Raw genomic sequence first — 18,552 nt, forward strand, 5'->3', positions numbered from 1 at the left:
CTAATAATTCCAGAAGGCAAGGATATAATAAAAAGCGGTATAATTTTGTATATTAAATCCAATGTATTGAATGACATAGTTATACCCAGATACAGTATAAATATACCCGCAACAAGAGCAAGAAAAAGCCCATACGAAAGCCCAAGAAGTATTGAAGCAATAGATATAATAACAAAATATCCACTGTAAAATACACTATGAACACCACCTGTATTATACATAAAATATGTTATTACAAATTGGTCTACAAAAAATGTTAAAAAGCAAAATAGATGACAATATTTACTATCAATAGTTATTCTTATTATATAAAACAGGATATAAATATAGATAAGGCCTAAAAAAATATAATAAATTATATCGTTTGTTCTTGAATTATATATACACCAAAGTACGGCAGCAACTGTAGATATTATTCTTATAAACAATATTATAAAATTTAGATATATTGGCGGTATCATTCTGTCTATGTATTCTATCCTCATTTTTCTTGCAAAAACGCCTAAAAAAAGTAATATAATGATAGCATTATTTATTTGAAGTGTCAATGAAGGTTTTAAAAAGTGTTTTTTAAAAAAGAAAATAATTTATCTTATATAGATAGTTTAAAAAATATAGCAACTCATGCTTTAAGGTTATTAAAAACAGATGATCCAAATATAAACGAAACAATCGAAAAATACATTGATATGATAAAAAAAATAAAAGATGAAAATGGCATGAATAAAATACGAGAAAACATAGTGAATTTTTCTATAAAATATGGCGATTACATTGATAATAAAAAAAAGCAACAGGATTATTTAATTAAATCAATTATAAATGCTCTGTCTCAAATTGCCAGGGATTATGACTCTTCAAAACACTGGCAGGAAAGTTTTTTGAATATAAAAGAATCATTAAAAACAGAAATCACATTGAGTGTTCTTGAAAATATTAACACAATACTGAAAAATCTTATATTTTCTGCCAAAGATACAAAAGATTCGGTATACAAAGAATTAGCGGAGATAATATTTTCTACGCTGGATATTGCAGTTGAATCTGATAAAGCTGTTGAATATAAACAGGAACTTTTGGCACTAAAGAAAGAATTGTATTTTAATAGTGCACTTTTGAGTACAATTTCGGTTAGAGAAAATTTAAAAAAATTATTTGAAAAAAAAGAAAAACTTGAAGAAGAGTATTTCAATCAACTTCAAGAAAAACTAAAACAAGCAGTAAAAGCACTAACGTATGTTATGAATACACTTACAAAGGATATCAGTAACTATGGCGATGAATTTCAAACACATATTGATCAGATAGATAGTCTTGTTGGGCTTGAAAATATTGATGTTGATGAAATAAGTAAAAAACTTATCGGTATAGCCTTAAAAATCAAAGAAAGCACAATATCCATGAATAATAAAATTAAACAACTCAGCGAGATAATTGAAAAATCAAAAAATACAATTCAACAATTGCAAGAAAAATTAAAAGAAGCTCAGGAAAATTTAATTATTGATCCGTTGACGAAAGTTTATAACAGAAGAGGTTTGTGGCATTTTCTTGAGCATGAAATAGAAAAAGCCAGGCGGTACAGGAAAAATTTATCAATTATAATGTGTGATCTGGATAAATTTAGTGAAATTAACAACACATACGGCCATCAGGTAGGGGATAAGGTATTAGAAGTTTTTGCAAACACAATTAAATCTTTATCTCGTAGCTCTGATATTGTAACAAGATATGGCGGAGAAGAATTCTTGATAATTGTCCCAGAAGCTAATCTGGAGCAAGCTTATCTTTTTGCTGAAAAAATCAGAACAGCAACAGAAAAATTAAAATTTAAGTATAAGGATAAAGAGTTTTATATAACAGTAAGTTTGGGGGTTGCCCAATTTAGAGAGGAAGATACAATTGAAACATTAATTGAACGTGCAGACAAGATGCTCTATGAAGCAAAAAAAACAAGAAATTCAACAGTAAAGGAGATATTATGACAAGAATTGAGAAAATTAATAACAAATTAAACGAGCTTGGTGCGGATTGTTTCATTTCGTTTGATAAATCAGATGTACTTTATTTTACGGGTGTTGATGGGGATGGTATTTTATTAATTATTGACAAAAAAGCATTTATATTTGCAAATAAACTTTCTTACGATTACATTGTTAACAAAAAACCAAAAGCCGATGTTATCCAAATTACTCAAGGTATTAAAAGACTTGAAGAGTTTTTAATTGAAAATAAGATTCACTCCATCGCACTTGATTTAAAAAGCACAAGTGCTTTTAGTTACCAAACGTTACTCAAAAACTTTGAAATAAAAGATGCAACCGATGTTTCCAAGCAAGTTAGAATGATAAAAGAACAAAGCGAGATAAATGCAATAAAAAGAGCCGCTATAGTAGCTCGAAATGCCTTTACAAAAGTTTATCCAATGATTAAAATAGGTGTTAGTGAAAAAGAACTTAAGGACGAGCTTGATTATCAGATGACTAAATTTGGGGCTCAAAAAAGTGCTTTCGAAACAATTGTTGCAAGCGGCGTAAATACTTCCTTTCCCCACCACAGACCAACGGATAAAAAAATTGAAGATGGAGATTTTTTAATGATAGACTTTGGTGCTTGCGTAGACGGCTACAATAGTGATTGCACATACACTTTTTTGGTTGGAAAGCGTACAGACGAAGAAAGGAATTTTTACAACGCTGTGTTTTATGCACAAACTTTTGCAAGAGAATTTATTGCACCAAACAGGACACGTGCCAAAGACATTGATAAAAGAGTTAGAGATGAACTTGCTAAATATGGTCTTGATAAATATTTTATACATTCTACAGGACATGGCGTAGGTCTTGATATACACGAGTTACCTTATATTGATTCTACAAGCGAAACGCTAATTGTGCCAAATATGGTTTTTACCATTGAACCAGGCATATATATACCTGGAAAATACGGAGTTAGAATTGAACAAACTATTTTGGTAAAAGAAAATGATGTTGAAATATTAGGTTATGCACCATTTATGGAAATTATTTAATTAGGAGGAATTGATGTTAAGCACTAGTGAATTTAAAAAAGGCTCTAAAGTTGAGATAGATAATGAGCCATACGAGATTATAAGTTACGAGCATATTAAGCCAGGTAAAGGTCAGGCATTTGTAAGGGTAAAACTGAAGAACTTGAAAACTTTAAACGTTGTTGAAAAAACTTTTAAATCCGGTGTTAAAATACCAAAAGCAGATGTTGAAGAAAAACCCATGCAGTATTTGTACCAGGATGAACACGGTTATCATTTTATGGATAATTCAAACTATGAAGAATATGTTATACCAAAAGATGTAATTGAAGAAGAAGCCAAGTTTTTGCAGGAAAACAAAGATGTTTTTGTATTACTTTACAAAAACTTACCAATTGGTATATCTTTGCCAAATTTTGTTGAATTGAAGGTTATAGAAACTGAACCAGGTTTTAAAGGCGATACTGCAGCAACTGGCACAAAGCCTGCTGTTTTAGAGACGAATGCAACCATACAGGTCCCTTTTTTTATTAAGGAAGGTGATATAATAAGAATAGATACACGTACTGGAGAATATGTAGAAAGAGTCAACAAATAAATGGCAAAACCTATTAAGACACTAACTTTAATTACACTGTCGCATTTAGTAAACGATTGGTATTCACTTTTAATTCCTCCAGCTATACCTATATTAAAATTTGCTTATCATCTAAGCTATATTCAAAGCGGTGTGCTTGTTAGCACCCCTTATATAGTCAGTGCAATTTTGCAAACATATATTGCATATTTAGCAGAAAAAAAAGCTAAACGTGTTTTAGCTTTAAAATTGGGTTTTTTGATATTAAGCTTATCATTTATCCTTTTTTATTTTTCTAACTCTTTTTTACTTATGGTTTTGGCAGCATTACTTATTGGGGTGGGACTTAGTATATATCATCCGCAAGGTATGGGTTTGCTTGCAAATGTATTTAAAAATCAGAAAGGTATGGCGCTTGGTGTAAATGGTATTGGTGGAGCTATTGGATTTTTTCTGGCACCAGTAAGCATGGGTTATTTGCTTTCAAAATTTGGTTTGAAAGCATTTCTTTTGGTTGCCATACCAGGTTTTTTGATGGTAATTATCTTAATGCTTTGTAAACAAGAAGAAAAACCTCTCGATATAGTTTTAAAGCATGTTTTTTCAAAAGAATTGTTAATTGTGGGTTTTGTGGCTATGGTTTCGCCATTTTTTTCAAGAGGCATTTCTGCATTTTTGCCTGCTTACTTTTACAATAAAGGCCAGAATATTCTAGATGCAAACCTCATGGCTAGTGTTATGCTTCTTGCAGGTATTATTGCTCAACCTATTGGTGGCAAATTATCCGATAAATTTGGTAGAAAAGAAGTAATTTTTGCAAGTTATACGCTTATGGCTGTATTTTTGATTTTATTTTTATTTTTTCCAAATCTGATTTTACTTTTTCTTCTTGGTTTTGCCACGAGTGTATCTATACCTGTAAGGCATGCATTAGCTGCAGAAGTAGGTGGTAAATCAATGAATGCAAACATTGCAGTAAGCTATACCATGGTTATGGTAGGGGCTTCTATTGCGCCAATTTTAATTGGTTTTTTAATAGATAATTTTGGTTTTAATATAGCATTTGGCATAAATTCAATAATTGCAATAAGCGGTGCCTTGCTCTTATTTTTTGTAAAGCCAAAACAACAAAACTTGACAATTTCATCAAATTAAACACAATAATGATAATGGCAGGGGCGGTTAGCTCAGTTGGGAGAGCGCATGCTTCGCACGCATGAGGTCGGGGGTTCGAATCCCCTACTGTCCACCAATATAGGTTTTTTATAGTTTTTTAATTCTACTTTTCGAAAATGTTTTGCAAAAAATTTATACTAAGTATTTGAAAAAAGTTAATTTTGATATAAAATATTTTTATGAAAAAAAAGATTAATCTTATTTTTATTGTTCTTATAATAATCTCAATGACATTTGCCCTAAGGGCAAGCAATAATATGCTTTTTACGATGGTACCTTTACTTGGAAAATACTATCTAAATTTCACTACCTGGCAAATTGGTATTTTGAGTTCGCTTTTTGGTGTATTTCCATTTTTAGTTAGTGCTTTTTTAAACGCTAAACTAAAAAGCTCATCGAGAAAAAAATTTTTTGTATTTTCTGCTTTTTTGTATTTTGCAAGCTTTATAATGTTTTACTATTCAAATAGTGTAAATATATGGTTTTTAGTTAGCATTGCAGGCTTTTCACTAGGTGCATTAATGCCTAATATTATTACAGCAGCAGGCCTTTGTGAGGATAGGTTAAAAAGAGAGCGAATTATAGCTATATATACAATAACACTTAGTACTTCTTTGATTATAGGTCCTATTATAGAGTCTTTTTTGTTGAAATTTGTAAATTTAAGGGAATCATTTTTGATATTTGCAATTTTTCCTTTTATTGCTTTTTTGATGTCTTTTTTTATTCAATTTCCTGATGAGTCAAAAGCGGAAGCAGAAAAAGTAATGGTTATAAAAAACCCTTACTTTTTGGCTGCAATAATTAGTATATTGATTTACAATATACCTTTTGCAACATTAATTGCTTTTGGAGGAATTTATGCAAAAGATGTGTTTGGTTTGGATATCTCAACTATAAATCTTTACTTTAGTTTATTTTTTACATCTTCATTTTTAGGCAGGCTATATTTAGTTATAAAACCTCCAGAAAAGATTTTTCACGATATGATATTTTCGGGTATTTTAACAATTGTTGGTATCTTTTTGATGATTATTTCAAATTCTCCTTTTATTTTTGCGGTTTCGCTGTTTATACTTGGTTTTCCACACGGTTTTACATTTGTTTTATCCCTTATTAGTTTATCAAGAGGTTTTGATGTTTCTCAAAGAAACATAGCAAACAGTTACTTTTTTTCTACTGTTAATATCATTGGTACGCTTACACCGCTTATATTTGGCTATATATTAAACTTTATAAATATCAAAATGCTTTTTTACCTTTTATTACCTTTTGCTATTGTATTTTTAAGCCTCCTTGTATTAAAATTAAAATCTTCAAAATTTATTTAGTCTTTATCGGCTTTTTTATTTATTGTAGCCTGTGCACAGGCTAATCTTGCAACCGGTACTCTGTATGGTGAACAGCTTACATAATCAAGTCCAATTGAATGAACAAACTCAATAGATTCTGGGTCGCCTCCGTGTTCTCCGCAAATGCCAAGTCTTAAGTTTTTGTTTGCAATCTTACCCTTTTCTACAGCCATTTTCATTAGTGTTCCAACGCCTTTTGTATCTATTGTTTTAAATGGATCTTCTTTTAGTATGCCTTTTGCTAAATAATCAAACAAAAACCTGCCTGCATCATCGCGACTAAAGCCAAATGTCATTTGTGTTAAATCGTTTGTGCCAAATGAAAAAAAATCAGCTTCTTTTGCAATTTCATCTGCAACAGTACAGGCTCTTGGTATTTCTATCATTGTACCTACCAGGTAAGTAAGCGATGTATTTTTCTGATGTATAAGCTCATCTGCTGTTTGCTTTATAATATTTTTAAGGTACTTTATTTCTTCATCTATACCTACCAATGGTATCATAATTTCTGGTATGCACTCAATGCCTTCTTGCTTTAGCTCAAGCGTCGCTAGGATAATTGCTTTTGTTTGCATTATAGCAATTTCTGGATAAGTTATGGTTAATCTGCAGCCACGGTGACCAAGCATTGGGTTAAATTCATGCAAGTTTTTAATAGTATCTTTTAATTCAGCTACAGATATATTGAGATTTCTTGCCACTTCTTCTATGGCGCTATCGGTTTGTGGTAAAAATTCATGCAAGGGCGGGTCAATAAGTCTTATTGTAACTTCAAGTCCTTTCATGGTTCGAAAAAGAGCTTTAAAATCTTCTTTTTGCATTGGCATTAATTTATCTAAAGCTTTTTGTCTAGTTTGTGTATCTTTTGAAACTATCATTTCTCTTACAGTGTTTATCCTATCGGGTGCAAAAAACATGTGCTCCGTTCTGCAAAGTCCAATGCCTTTTGCTCCAAATTCGAGCGCGACCTTAGCATCTTGAGGTGTATCTGCATTTGCTCTAACATACATCCTGCTTACCTCATCCGCCCATTGCAAAATTTGTGATAGGTCTTTATCTAAACCAGATGGCTTTATGGTCTTAACCTCGCCCAAAAAGACTTCGCCTGTTGAGCCGTCAATACTTATTGTGTCTAATTCTTTAACAACAGTGCCATTTGCGCTAAATTGCAAATTTTTGTAATCAATGGAAATTTCTTCGCAGCCAACCACTGCGCTTTTGCCCATACCACGTGCGACAACCGCCGCATGCGATGTCCTGCCCCCCTGTGCAGTCAAAATACCAGCCGAAGCAGCCATACCTGCAACATCTTCTGCGCTTGTTTCGTGTCTAACTAGGATTACCGGTTCGCTTTGCCCAATTTCTTCAGCTTTTTGTGCGTTAAATACCACTTTGCCAGAAGCCGCGCCGGGTGATGCTCCAAGACCTTTTGCTATAAGTTTGGCTGATTTTTTTGCTTTTTCATCAAATGAAGGATGCAAAAGCTGGTCTATTTGGTCTGTGCTGATTCTTGAAATGGCTTCTTCTTTTGTAATTAAACCTTCTTCTACCATATCTTTTGCAACTTTAACAGCTGCTTTTGCAGTTCTTTTGGCAGAGCGTGTTTGCAACATGTATAATTTTTTTCGCTCAACAGTAAATTCTACATCCTGCATATCTTTGTAATGCGCTTCAAGTATATCAAATATTTTTAATAGCTCATCGTAGGCTTCTTGCGAGATTTGCTTTAATTGTTCAAGAGGGTAGGGGTTTCTGATACCTGCAACCACATCTTCGCCCTGCGCATTTACCAAAAATTCGCCGTATCGTTTTTTTTCTCCAGTTGATGGATCTCTTGTAAACGCAACCCCAGTGCCGCTGTCGTCTCCCATATTGCCAAAAACCATGCTTACAACGCTTACTGCTGTACCAAGCAAATCACTGTCTTTAATTTTGTTTATGCGCCTGTAGTCAATGGCTCTTTTGTTCATCCATGAGTTAAATACTGCATCTATTGCTATCCAAAGCTGTTTGAATGGGTCTTGCGGGAACGATTTGCCGGCTAAATCATAAATTTTTTTGTACTCTTTAATTAGCCATTTTAAGCCTTCAATGCTTATTTCGTGGTCAAATTTTACATTTTCTTTTTTCTTTATTTCTTTAATTTTATCTTCAAATAATTCTTTATCTATGCCAACAGCTACATCGCCAAACATTTGTATGAATCTTCTGTATGAATCAAGCGCAAAACGCTCATTGTTTGTAGATTTGGCTAATCCAATAACAGTTTCGTCATTTAAACCCAAATTGAGTATTGTGTCCATCATACCAGGCATGGAAATTTTTGCACCAGATCGCACAGATACAAGAAGAGGATTGTTTTTGTCGCCAAATTTTTTACCCGTTGCTTCTTCTAAGCGTTTTAGATTTTGTTCTACTTCTTCTTTTAAGTTAGGAGGGTATGTTTTGTTGTTTTTGTAGTAATAATCACACACTTCTGCACTGATTGTAAAACCTGGTGGCACAGGGATTTTAGCAAGAGCCATTTCAGCCAATCCTGCGCCTTTTCCTCCTAAAATGTCTTTCATTGAACCATTTCCTTCTGCAAACCCATTACCAAAAAAATACACAAATTTCATATATAGCCTCCTATTTGAAAAGCACCGTGTTATTTTGAAAATAAATTATTAGGAATTCAATGTCAAGTTTTTTAATACTTGACAAAAAAAATTTATTGTAATATTATACAAAAGTGTTGCTCCTCTGTAGCTCAGTCGGTAGAGCAGCTGGCTGTTAACCAGCGGGTCGGGGGTTCGAGTCCCTCCGGAGGAGCCAAATTTTTTTGTGTGCATATCTTTGTTAGCTGTATATTTAAGACTGTAATCTATCGATATAACACGGAAGCATTATTTATAAAGTTGTTATAAATATATGGGTTTCTATCCTTTTTTGCCTCTGATGGAAATTTGGCCTTAAGCCTAGTTCGCTTTTTAGGCTTCTAAAGGATTCTTCTACTCTGGTAAGCATTGAGTATAGGTCTTTTATCTGTTTTTCGTCTAAGTCTGTTCTGCTTGTTCTTATATAGTAGGAGCCCAAAAATCGTTCATTGAGTTTTTTTAGTTTTCTATTATAGAGTTTAGCTTCTTCTCAAAAGCTTGCTGGGCTTTAGACTTCATTGATTCTTCTTTTGCTTTTTGCTTTGCAAATACAGTATGGATTCTTTGTCAGTTTTAGAAAAAGATAGCGTTGTATTCTCATTCAATAGTTTTTCTTCTTCAAAGTCCAAGTCTGAAAATGAGTTTTTGTTTCTTGCAACGCATATATAGTCAAAACCATACTGCCTTATAAGCTCTAAGTTGTCTTTAGTGGCAATACCTGCATCTAGCGCTATAGTAGGTCTATCTGTTAAGTATTTAGATATAGTTTCCAGTATGGATTTAAGTGTTTTGCTTTCAGACACATTACCTTCAAATACATGAGTATGCTTTACAAAGCCAAGGTGGTCTATTACAAGCCCAAGGCTAAGCTTTTCTTTGGAATAGCTATAGGATGCTTTTGGGCTTTACCTGAGCCTTCAAAGTAGGTGTTTGTTAGATCGTAAAGTATTAAAGTGTTTTTTTTGAGAAAATAAGTCTTCTTGCTTTTTGGCCAGATAAATCCTTGTTTATTATAAGGCTGGCAAAATAATCGGGCCTTTTCCAAAACTGGATCTAATCTAAATAGACTTTCTTTTCCTTTTAATCTGTCTTCTATTAAGTCTGCAAGTTTTTTATGATCTTTTGGATCAATTTCTTCTAAAGCACCAAGATCTATTATTTTCCTTTGTCTTGGGCCACTTGGTGTTCTGTAGCTTTCCATTAGTCTGTAGTAAGTGTATACTTTATCTGAACTAGGGTTCTTTTTCTTAATTGGCTTAACAAACATAAAATGTTTTATACACAAAAAAGACAGAAGTCAATAGTATAATATATTATGGGGACTACTAAGTAATATGTTTTATTAAATAATTGCTTTTTAAATAGGATTTTTAAAGGAAAATGATGGTGCCGAGACGTGGAATCGAACCACGGACACAGGGATTTTCAGTCCCTTGCTCTACCGACTGAGCTATCTCGGCACGCAATTATTAGTATAAAAAAAAATCTTTAGTTGTCAACTCAAAAAATCTAAAACGATAAAAGTTATCTTTTCTTAAAATTAGGCTGTCTTTTTTCAATAAATGCATTAACACCTTCAACAGCATCTTCTGTAGCAGCCAAACTTGCAAATAGCTCGCTCATATAGTCTGCTGCTTTGTGGTACTCAAGATCGCTCATTTTGTATATGCCGGTTTTGCCAATTTCTAACGCAAGGGGGCTTTTGCTGGCAAGTGTATTTGCAAGCTCAAGTGTTGCTTCTTCTAATTTTTCATCATCTACAACACGATTTATAAGACCAAACTCAAGTGCCTGCTGGGCTGATATAATTTCACCAGTTAAAACCATTTCAAGGGCTCTTTTTCTGCCAACAAGCCTTGTTAATGGTACAGCTGGACCAAGGCAAATCAAACCTACATTTATAGCTGTTGTGCCAAATTTTGCGCTTTTTGCAGCAACAGCTAAATCACACGCAAAAACAAGTCCTGCGCCATTTGCAAGCGCATAACCATGAACCTGAGCAATTACTGGTTTTTTCATATTTGCAATTGTATGATTATGCTCATCCATTAGTTTTATGAATTCCCTGTATTCTTTATGTGACCTTCCCTTTCTGAATTCTTCAAGCTCAATACCCACAGAAAAATTTTTTCCATTTGCTTTGATAATTACAACAGCCACATTTTCATCATTATCAAAGTTTACAAGTGCATCATTTAATTGTCTTGCAAAGGCTACATTAAAAGTATTCCAGTTTTCAGGCCTATTAAGTGTGATAAAGCCGATTTTACCTTCTTTGGATGTTAGAATCTCACTCATTAAATTCCTCCTATCGATAATTTTTTAAACTCTTTCTATTACCTGTTTTAGTTGATAATCAATTGGTTCAATTGTTTTCAATGTATTAATTTTATCCGTGTCCCAATTTTTCTTTATGTGATTTACTATTAGCTGGGTTCTTGTTTCTTGTGGATATTTTTCAAAAAATTTAAAAATCTTTATGTATTGTTCCAAAATGCCTGGATTTTTAGTTTGATTTATCTCGTATGTTTCTTTATCTGCTTTTTTAATATTTACAAGCATAAATTTATATTCTGGTGTATCCGTAGCCCAATCTGTATTTTGCGACAATAAGGCATTTGTCTTTGGTTGTGTAAAATGGAACGTAGTAAATAAAACACCAGGCTTTATTTTATCTGTAACTTTTGCTTTTAATGTGATTTTTGCGCTTTCGCTTTTGACTTCAACCAAATCATTATTTGATATATTGAGCTTGGTAGCATCTTTTTCGTTAATTTCAAGGTAATCAGCATCATAAAAAGCAACATTTTTAGTTTTGCGTGTTTGGTTGCTTGAATTGTAATGGAATAGGTTCCTGCCAGTTGTCAATATAAAAGGGTAGGTATCGTTTGGCAATTGGTTTGCTACATAATTGGTTATGAAAAATTTGCCTTTTTTGTTTAAAAATTCTTCTGTGTGAAGTATACGTGTGCCTTTTTGATTTTTACTATCAACTGGCCACAATAGCGAGCCGTAATTTTGTAGTTTCTCATAAGTTAAAGTACTAAATTGTGGACTAAGTAGAGCAATTTCGTTGAATATTTCTTCTTCGTTATTGTAATCCATAGTATAGCCAAGTTTTTTTGAAAGCTCAGTGATGATTTTATACTCATCAATGCCGCTTAGTGGTTCTATAACTTTGTTAACTTTTGAGACCCGTCTTTCCCAGTTTGTGAATGTGCCATTTTTTTCTAAATACGATGAACCTGGCAACACCACATGAGCAAATTGTGTAGTTGGGCTTAAAAATAATTCTTGCACTACAAGAAATTCTAAAGAACTCAATGCCTGTTTGATATGGTAAGTGTTTGGATCAGTTTGGAAGACATCTTCTCCTACAATATACATACCTTTGAGTCTACCATCAATTGCTGCTTTAAACATTTGAGGTATAGTAAAGCCAACGTTTGTATCAAGTGTCTTTTTCCATACGGATTCAAATGTTTTGCGTGTTTGTTCGTCGCTTATATGCCTATAAAAGGTAAATACATTGGGAAAAGCACCCATATCAGAAGCGCCTTGAACATTATTTTGGCCTCTTAATGGCGAAACACCACAGCCTTCTTTTCCTATAAAGCCACACAACATTGCAAGGTTAGTTAAACAAAAAACACCGCTTGAGCCAAATGTATGTTCAGTTACTCCAAGACCGTAAACAATTGTAGCTTTTTTTGAAGTGGCAAATTCTCTGGCTGCTTTTTCAATTAAATGGCTATCTACACCTGCTATTTTTGATACATTAGTTGGATTGTATTCGTCACTTGATATGAAATCCAGCCATAATTTGAAAGAATCTATATCGCATTTGTTTTCTATGAAATCTTTATCATACAGATTTTCTTTCACAATTACATGAGCTATTGAATTTAATAAAGCAATATTTGTACCTGGGTATGGTTGCAGGTGGAGAGCTTTTATATGAGGTTGTTTTGCTAAATCTATTCCTCTTGGATCAATAACTATAAGTTTTTTACCTGATATTGCAAGTTGTCTGATCAATGAGCCAACCACAGGGTGTGCATGTGTTGTATTTGATCCTACCACCATTATGCATTCGGCTTTTTTTAGAGATTCAATATCTGCTGTGCCAGCACCGGTTCCAAATGCTGAGCCAAGCGCAAAACCGGTTGGCATATGGCATACTCTGGCACAATTATCAATATTGTTGTTTTCAAATGCACATCTGGCTAATTTTTGAACCAAAAAAACTTCTTCGTTTGTGCATCTTGAAGAGGCAAGGGCAGCAAGTGCATATTTTGAGTATTTTTCTTTAATATTCTTAAATTTCCAGGCAGCAAAATCAAGCGCTTCTTCCAGCGAAGTTTCTTTAAAATCATCGGTTATTTTTTCTCTTATAAGTGGTTTTTTTATGCGCTCACTTGAATTTACAAATTCCCAAGCAAACCTGCCTTTTACGCACAAATGGCCTTCATTTGGACCTTTATCGTCTCCAACGATATTCACTATTGTATTTGCTTTTGATTCAACAATTACATGACAGCCAACACCACAAAAACCGCATGTAGTTTTTGTAAAGTGGTCTCCAGCGCCTAAAGAAATAACGTTTTTTTCAATTAAAGCACCCGTTGGACAAGCCTTTACGCATGCACCACACGATACGCACTCTGAATTGATAAAATCGTTAATACCTGGCTTAATATGCGAATCATATCCTCTTGATAGTATTGTTAGAGCGAAATTGCCTTGAATTTCATCGCAAGCCCTCACGCACCTTGCACACATTATGCATTTTGATGAGTCAAACTCAAAATAAGGATTTGAACTATCTTTGTAGCTTTTTATATGTGTTTTTGTATTAAATCTTACATCTCTTATGCCAACTAGACTTGCAGCTTCTTGAAGCTCGCATCTTAAATTATTTGGGCAGGTTGTGCAATCAAAGTTGTGTTCGCTTAAATAAAGTTCTAATATATTTCTCCTAATTTTGTTAATTTTTTCTGATTGAGTACAAACAACCATGCCATCTTGGGCTAATGTTGTACAACTTGCAGAAAATCCTTTTTTGCCTTCTATCTCAACAATACATAATCTGCATGAGCCGTAAGGTTTTAAATGTTCAAAAGCACAAAGTGTCGGAATTTTTATACCGGTATTTCTGGCTGCTTCCAGTATTGTTTGACCTTCAAAAGCTTTAACTTTTTTGCTATCTATAACTAAGTTTATTTCATTCATTGTATATCTCCTATACCAAAATCATTGCCAAAAAATTTTAGAATGCTTAACACACTTAAATGTGTTAATCCCCCAAGTCCACATAAAGATGCTTCTTTTAGCGTATCCAGCAAATCATACAGAAGAATTAACTTTGATTGTGTGTTTTGGTTTAAATTGGTTAGAATTTCTTTTAATCTTACCTGACCAATTCTGCAAGGTGTACATTTTCCACATGACTCATGTATGTAAAAATCGATTAAATTGAGCAATATATCTTTCATGTTTGTGTTTTTATTAAACGCTACTACGCTTGCATGACCTAATATAAAACCTTCTTTGCTTAGCTCATCATTGTTTAATTTTAAATAAAATTTTTCTTTGGGCACAAATGCCCCAAGTGGACCACCAATTTGAACAGCTTTAATATCATCTATGGGTGTGTCTGCGAATTTGCTTATTAATTCTTCTATGGTTATATCATTTGCAACTTCAAACAAACCGCTCCTTTTTACTGCGCCGCTTAATTGAAGTGGCGTGGTATGCATATCTCTTGAGCCTTCAAATAACCTTACAATATCAATAAAGCTTAATACATTGTTAATCAGTGTGGGTTTATTAAAAAGACCGCTTATAGCTGGTAGTGGGGGACGAGGGCGTACAAGGCCTCTTTTATTTTCAAGACTCTCAATCAGAGCTGTTTCTTCTCCACAAACATAGGCGCCACCGCCAGTTACAATATATAAATCAAATTCGTAACTATCGTTTTTACCCAGGTAATTATTCTGATAAGCAATATCAATAGCTTTTTGAAGAATTTTTTTTGCATTAGGATATTCTGACCTTAAATATACAATACCTTCTTTTGCATTAACTGTTATTCCAGCTATTATCATAGCTTCAATTAAACTAAATGGATCGTTTTCCATAATTAATCTATCTGCAAAAGAACCAGAATCACCTTCATCAGCATTGCATATAACGTATTTTATATCGGATTGTATGCTTAACACTGTTTGCCATTTTATATAGGCAGGAAAAAATGCACCACCTCTGCCTCTAATATCCGCAATCTTTATTTTTTCGATAACATCTTTTGACTCCATTTTTAAAACTGTTTCTAAAGCCCTAAACCCTCCAAGTTTTTTATAATCTTCAATACTTGTTGGGTCGTTTTTGCCTAAATTTTTAAATATTACTCTATGTTGATTTTTTAGATAAGGTTGATTGTCTATATTATCTATAAGATTTTTTGAATTAAGTGGATTTTTTAAAATATTTTCAATATCAATATTTTCTACATTTGTAATTGCAATTTGTTTATTATCCTGCTCAATTTCCAAAAGTGGTTCAAGCCACATTAATGCACGTGTTGAACGCTTGTTGAGAGTGAATGTTGGGTTATTTATACCTTTTAATTTTTCGAAAATTTCAAATGAACCAACGGATTGAGCGCAGGTATCCAAAGATATATAAATATTCATATATTCCTCTTTAATTGTGTCAATATATTATCAAACTTTTCCTTATTCATATCACCATATACTATACCGTCAATCATAACAGAAGGTGAACGTGGGCAATTTCCAAGACAATAAACACTATCTAAAAAGAAATCTTCATTGTGCTCGCCTATATTTAAATTTAATGTAGTTTTTATGTATTCAACAATATCTTTAACATTTTTTGCCTGACAGCTTTCTGCCTGGCATACCCTTATATGATGTTTGTATGTTTTTGGTTCCAGGCGAAAATCTTTATAAAATGTTACAAAACCATACAACTCTGCATAAGATAAGTTAAAAGATTTACATAATTCATTAATTGACTTTTGTGGTATGTAACCAAGATTATCTTGAATAGAACGCAAAGTATTAAGTAGTTTTCCTGTTTCTTTTAATTTGAATTCTTCAGTATTGTTCATATTAATCCTCCTAATTAAACATAGCAATTATATTATATATAATTTAATTGTTAAATTCAACAGTACATTATAAGATTAAATAAATATGAAATTGTGATTTAAAACTTGATTAAATACGGTATTTGCTTATGATAAAAATATGAGTTCCAAAGCTTTTTTTGTTTTGATGTATATAACCATTATTACAATTGGCGCAATATATGTGCCACAGCCACTTTTGCCAGAAATCAGCAGATATTTTGATTGCAACATGAATACTGTATCTTTAATTATTAGCGTGGCTTTACTTCCTTTGGCGATCGTTCCGATTGTATATGGTTATATTTTATCTTTTTTTACACCAAAAAAATTAATTTTAATATCTTTGATTATTCTTGTTTTTGTAAACCTTTTTATATCAATTTCACAGAGCATATATTTGATAATTTTTTTAAGATTGATTGAAGGTTTTTTAATATCTGCCGTTCTTACATCAAATATGACTTATATATCTTTAAGTGTGGAAACTGACAAAGTAGCGCTATACATGTCATACTACATTGCGGTAACCATTATGGGTGGTTTTTCAGGTAGGTTAATATCCGGTATTATTGCTTATTATTTGTCCTGGAGGTTTAGTTTTTATTTTGTTACACTTAGTTTTATGATTGGTGCATTATTAGCTTTATATCTTGTTGAAGATATAAAAAATGTAGTAGGTCCTGATGTGGTAAAGTATGAAAGTCTTTTTAAGGGTTATTTATCTGTAGTAAAAAATAAACTTTACTTTTTTGTTTATATGGCGGTTTTTTGTATGTTTTTTGTTTTTGCTGCTTTGACAAACTTTTTGCCATTTAGAATTGAAAGTATAGATAAAAGCAGCTCTGAGATTACAATAGGACTTGCCTATAGCGGTTACTTAATGGGTATATTTGTGTCTTTTTTGGCTACAAAGTTTGTTAAAATTTTTGGTAGCCAAATAAAAGCTATGATATTTGGTTTTCTTGTATACATTGGTGCTATCTTGATTTTAAATATACCAAATATCTACATTATTTTTGGCGGTATGTTTATTTTTTGCGGTGGTATGTTTTTGATACACTCTGTGGCAAGTGGCTTTTTAAATAAATTAGCAAAGGATAAAAAAGGTATAGTAAATGGTATATATATAGCTTCATATTATAGTGGAGGTGTTATTGGTTCCTATGCTCCAGGTTTTGTATACAAACAATTTGGGTGGCATTCCTTTAGTGCATTGCTTATTTTTATACTTTTAATAGGGTTGGCAAGTATTTTTCAATTTAGAAAAAATACTTACTGATGCTTTGATTTCAAGTATAAGCTAAATATATTTGCAGCTGTTTTTGGATCCATTTTTGAAATTATTGCACCTGCTTGTCGTGATTGCATGTATGTTAAAATTTCTGCTGCTATTTGTGGGTCCATGTTTGATAATTCCTGAGCTGCTGCTGAAGGTTTTGCTTGAGCATATATTGTTGCTAACTTTTGAATTTTTTAATGAAACAAATAAAATTGAGTTAATACATTATAAAATAAAAGATAAATATTTGTTTTTCCATGTTTAAATAGTCTGAGAAACAAAGTTTATAACTTAAGGTGAAAGAAAAATGATTTCAATATCTTTACTAAGTTCAGTAAAATGTTTATTGAGAAGGATAATATATTGGTTAAAGCAACAAATAAACTTCCCCTTGGCCTTTTTTCCTTAGAATTAGGAGTAACTATTGAACCAGGAAGATATGGTTCATCCAATCAGCCTAATCCAGAACAAATTTACTATTTAATAAAACCAGACTTATTTTCGCTTATAATTGATGATAAAGAAATTCTTTACAGCAATAATGCATATTTTATTATTCCTTTGGGAAATATTAAAAAGATTATGAAATGGGCGATCCCTGCTAATTATCTTTCTTTACATGTAGATTTTAAAATAGATGCTGATACATTGAATTACATAGAATCTAAAAGAAGTGATGATATTAACTTGACTTTTAGATTTTATGGTGAAATTTTTCCAATTTTAAATTATTTAAGTAACTCAGATATAATTAAAATTAGAGACCCTGATACTATAAAAAGAGATTTATCAGATAGAATTTTTATGGTAGACATTACTCACAAATTATCAGCCAAAGAATGGATCAAATTTTTAGAGGATTTAGGCCATTCAGAAAAATGGATTATAGAATTTGATCGTCCAAAATTAGAGAATTTTCATGAAGTAATAGATCATATTGAAAAGGCTAAAGATGCACTGTATAACAAAAGCGACCCTGAAGATGTTATTAGGGATTTAAGAGCTGCCAGAGATTCATTTAAGCCTTTTTATGATGCGTATAAAAATAAAATTATGGAATTGATAGATAGGGGATCGATAGGTCAAAAACCTAAGCATAATAACAAAAGTGAGAGAATCGATGATATTTACGGTAAAATTTCGTATTTATTGGATATTGGGCCACATAGCGATAAATACAAGGTAACTTATCAGGATGCTCTTTTAGCATATAGAGAATTTGTCTCAATATTATCTTATTTTTCTGAAATGATTGAAATTTTACGAAAAGAAGAATTAGAAAAAATAGTTAAAAATGAGCATCCGGGGCATCCGTGAGGTGAGAAAGAATGAAGGCGAAGGAAAATAATCTTTGGGATGAATTTTG

The 18,552-nt window shown here is 32.4% G+C and carries 17 protein-coding genes and 3 tRNA genes; 10 read left to right on the top strand and 10 right to left on the bottom strand.

The window, feature by feature from the left end:
* The 7 genes from Q0C22_RS09090 to Q0C22_RS09120 form a co-directional block, all read left to right on the top strand.
* Positions 1-189: hypothetical protein (locus Q0C22_RS09090; protein WP_291493981.1), on the top strand; the 189-nt coding region annotated here is incomplete at its 5' end.
* Positions 190-563: 374 nt separating this feature from the next.
* Positions 564-1,985, top strand: coding sequence for a GGDEF domain-containing protein (locus tag Q0C22_RS09095; protein WP_291493982.1), 1,422 nt, complete (start codon positions 564-566; stop codon positions 1,983-1,985).
* Positions 1,982-3,031, top strand: a complete 1,050-nt coding sequence (locus Q0C22_RS09100) for a Xaa-Pro peptidase family protein (protein WP_291493983.1) — start codon at positions 1,982-1,984, stop codon at positions 3,029-3,031. Before Q0C22_RS09095 ends, Q0C22_RS09100 begins: the two co-directional genes overlap by 4 nt.
* Before the next feature lie 13 nt (positions 3,032-3,044).
* Positions 3,045-3,608: an elongation factor P gene (efp, locus tag Q0C22_RS09105; protein ID WP_025392499.1), complete on the top strand. Its 564-nt coding sequence runs from the start codon at positions 3,045-3,047 to the stop codon at positions 3,606-3,608.
* Complete coding sequence (locus tag Q0C22_RS09110) at positions 3,609-4,742, top strand: MFS transporter (RefSeq protein ID WP_025392498.1); 1,134 nt, start codon at positions 3,609-3,611, stop codon at positions 4,740-4,742.
* 21 nt (positions 4,743-4,763) lie between these two features.
* Positions 4,764-4,839: transfer RNA gene (locus Q0C22_RS09115), tRNA-Ala, on the top strand.
* Positions 4,840-4,942: 103 nt separating this feature from the next.
* Positions 4,943-6,094, top strand: coding sequence for an MFS transporter (locus Q0C22_RS09120; protein WP_291494000.1), 1,152 nt, complete (start codon positions 4,943-4,945; stop codon positions 6,092-6,094).
* On the opposite strand, the gene ppdK is transcribed toward Q0C22_RS09120, so the two are convergent.
* The gene (gene ppdK / locus Q0C22_RS09125; RefSeq protein ID WP_291494002.1) at positions 6,091-8,733 is read right to left on the bottom strand and encodes a pyruvate, phosphate dikinase; all 2,643 of its coding nucleotides are present in this window, start codon (positions 8,731-8,733) and stop codon (positions 6,091-6,093) included. The genes Q0C22_RS09120 and ppdK overlap by 4 nt on opposite strands.
* Before the next feature lie 120 nt (positions 8,734-8,853).
* Between ppdK and Q0C22_RS09130 the strand changes: the two genes are divergently transcribed.
* A tRNA-Asn gene (locus Q0C22_RS09130) sits at positions 8,854-8,929 on the top strand.
* Positions 8,930-9,004: 75 nt separating this feature from the next.
* Here the strand turns inward: Q0C22_RS09130 and Q0C22_RS09135 are convergent.
* The 8 genes from Q0C22_RS09135 to Q0C22_RS09170 all read right to left on the bottom strand — a co-directional run bounded on the left by Q0C22_RS09135 (position 9,005) and on the right by Q0C22_RS09170 (position 15,886).
* Positions 9,005-9,190: a hypothetical protein gene (locus Q0C22_RS09135; RefSeq protein ID WP_367172140.1), complete on the bottom strand. Its 186-nt coding sequence runs from the start codon at positions 9,188-9,190 to the stop codon at positions 9,005-9,007.
* Between the two features lie 76 nt (positions 9,191-9,266).
* Positions 9,267-9,602 carry a transposase gene (locus Q0C22_RS09140; protein WP_291494021.1) on the bottom strand — a complete coding sequence of 112 codons (336 nt, stop codon included), beginning with the start codon at positions 9,600-9,602 and terminating at the stop codon, positions 9,267-9,269.
* On the bottom strand, positions 9,602-10,018 hold the full coding sequence (locus Q0C22_RS09145; RefSeq protein ID WP_291494004.1) for a hypothetical protein: 417 nt from the start codon (positions 10,016-10,018) through the stop codon (positions 9,602-9,604). The genes Q0C22_RS09140 and Q0C22_RS09145 overlap by 1 nt, the downstream gene beginning before the upstream one ends.
* Before the next feature lie 117 nt (positions 10,019-10,135).
* Positions 10,136-10,211: transfer RNA gene (locus tag Q0C22_RS09150), tRNA-Phe, on the bottom strand.
* Between the two features lie 64 nt (positions 10,212-10,275).
* A complete protein-coding gene (locus tag Q0C22_RS09155) occupies positions 10,276-11,049 on the bottom strand; it encodes an enoyl-CoA hydratase-related protein (RefSeq protein WP_025392495.1) in 774 nt (257 codons plus the stop codon).
* A 24-nt stretch (positions 11,050-11,073) separates the two neighbouring features.
* Positions 11,074-13,983 carry a formate dehydrogenase subunit alpha gene (fdhF, locus tag Q0C22_RS09160; RefSeq protein ID WP_291494008.1) on the bottom strand — a complete coding sequence of 970 codons (2,910 nt, stop codon included), beginning with the start codon at positions 13,981-13,983 and terminating at the stop codon, positions 11,074-11,076.
* Positions 13,980-15,446 (bottom strand): NADH-ubiquinone oxidoreductase-F iron-sulfur binding region domain-containing protein, encoded by a 1,467-nt coding sequence (locus tag Q0C22_RS09165; protein ID WP_291494013.1) that lies wholly within the window; start codon positions 15,444-15,446, stop codon positions 13,980-13,982. Before Q0C22_RS09165 ends, fdhF begins: the two co-directional genes overlap by 4 nt.
* Complete coding sequence (locus Q0C22_RS09170) at positions 15,443-15,886, bottom strand: NAD(P)H-dependent oxidoreductase subunit E (protein WP_291494015.1); 444 nt, start codon at positions 15,884-15,886, stop codon at positions 15,443-15,445. The genes Q0C22_RS09165 and Q0C22_RS09170 overlap by 4 nt, the downstream gene beginning before the upstream one ends.
* Positions 15,887-16,025: 139 nt before the next feature.
* Between Q0C22_RS09170 and Q0C22_RS09175 the strand changes: the two genes are divergently transcribed.
* A complete protein-coding gene (locus Q0C22_RS09175; protein ID WP_291494017.1) occupies positions 16,026-17,186 on the top strand; it encodes an MFS transporter in 1,161 nt (386 codons plus the stop codon).
* Here Q0C22_RS09175 and Q0C22_RS09180 read toward each other — a convergent pair.
* Positions 17,180-17,377, bottom strand: coding sequence for a MotE family protein (locus Q0C22_RS09180; RefSeq protein WP_367172141.1), 198 nt, complete (start codon positions 17,375-17,377; stop codon positions 17,180-17,182). The genes Q0C22_RS09175 and Q0C22_RS09180 overlap by 7 nt on opposite strands.
* Positions 17,378-17,549: 172 nt before the next feature.
* On the opposite strand from Q0C22_RS09180, the gene Q0C22_RS09185 reads away from it, so the two are divergent.
* Complete coding sequence (locus Q0C22_RS09185; protein ID WP_291494019.1) at positions 17,550-18,503, top strand: hypothetical protein; 954 nt, start codon at positions 17,550-17,552, stop codon at positions 18,501-18,503.
* The last annotated feature ends 49 nt before the right edge of the window (positions 18,504-18,552 follow it).

It is taken from the genome of Desulfurella sp. (genome assembly GCF_023256235.1).
Lineage (GTDB): Bacteria > Campylobacterota_A > Desulfurellia > Desulfurellales > Desulfurellaceae > Desulfurella.

What these genes read in the sequence shown, in the direction of transcription:
- Q0C22_RS09100 (WP_291493983.1), top strand. Translation starts at nt 1,982, where the DNA reads ATGACAAGAATTGAGAAAATTAATAACAAATTAAACGAGCTTGGTGCG.
- efp (WP_025392499.1), top strand. Translation starts at nt 3,045, where the DNA reads ATGTTAAGCACTAGTGAATTTAAAAAAGGCTCTAAAGTTGAGATAGAT.
- Q0C22_RS09110 (WP_025392498.1), top strand. Translation starts at nt 3,609, where the DNA reads ATGGCAAAACCTATTAAGACACTAACTTTAATTACACTGTCGCATTTA.
- Q0C22_RS09120 (WP_291494000.1), top strand. Translation starts at nt 4,943, where the DNA reads ATGAAAAAAAAGATTAATCTTATTTTTATTGTTCTTATAATAATCTCA.
- ppdK (WP_291494002.1), bottom strand. Translation starts at nt 8,733, where the DNA reads ATGAAATTTGTGTATTTTTTTGGTAATGGGTTTGCAGAAGGAAATGGT.
- Q0C22_RS09145 (WP_291494004.1), bottom strand. Translation starts at nt 10,018, where the DNA reads ATGTTTGTTAAGCCAATTAAGAAAAAGAACCCTAGTTCAGATAAAGTA.
- Q0C22_RS09155 (WP_025392495.1), bottom strand. Translation starts at nt 11,049, where the DNA reads ATGAGTGAGATTCTAACATCCAAAGAAGGTAAAATCGGCTTTATCACA.
- fdhF (WP_291494008.1), bottom strand. Translation starts at nt 13,983, where the DNA reads ATGAATGAAATAAACTTAGTTATAGATAGCAAAAAAGTTAAAGCTTTT.
- Q0C22_RS09165 (WP_291494013.1), bottom strand. Translation starts at nt 15,446, where the DNA reads ATGAATATTTATATATCTTTGGATACCTGCGCTCAATCCGTTGGTTCA.
- Q0C22_RS09170 (WP_291494015.1), bottom strand. Translation starts at nt 15,886, where the DNA reads ATGAACAATACTGAAGAATTCAAATTAAAAGAAACAGGAAAACTACTT.
- Q0C22_RS09175 (WP_291494017.1), top strand. Translation starts at nt 16,026, where the DNA reads ATGAGTTCCAAAGCTTTTTTTGTTTTGATGTATATAACCATTATTACA.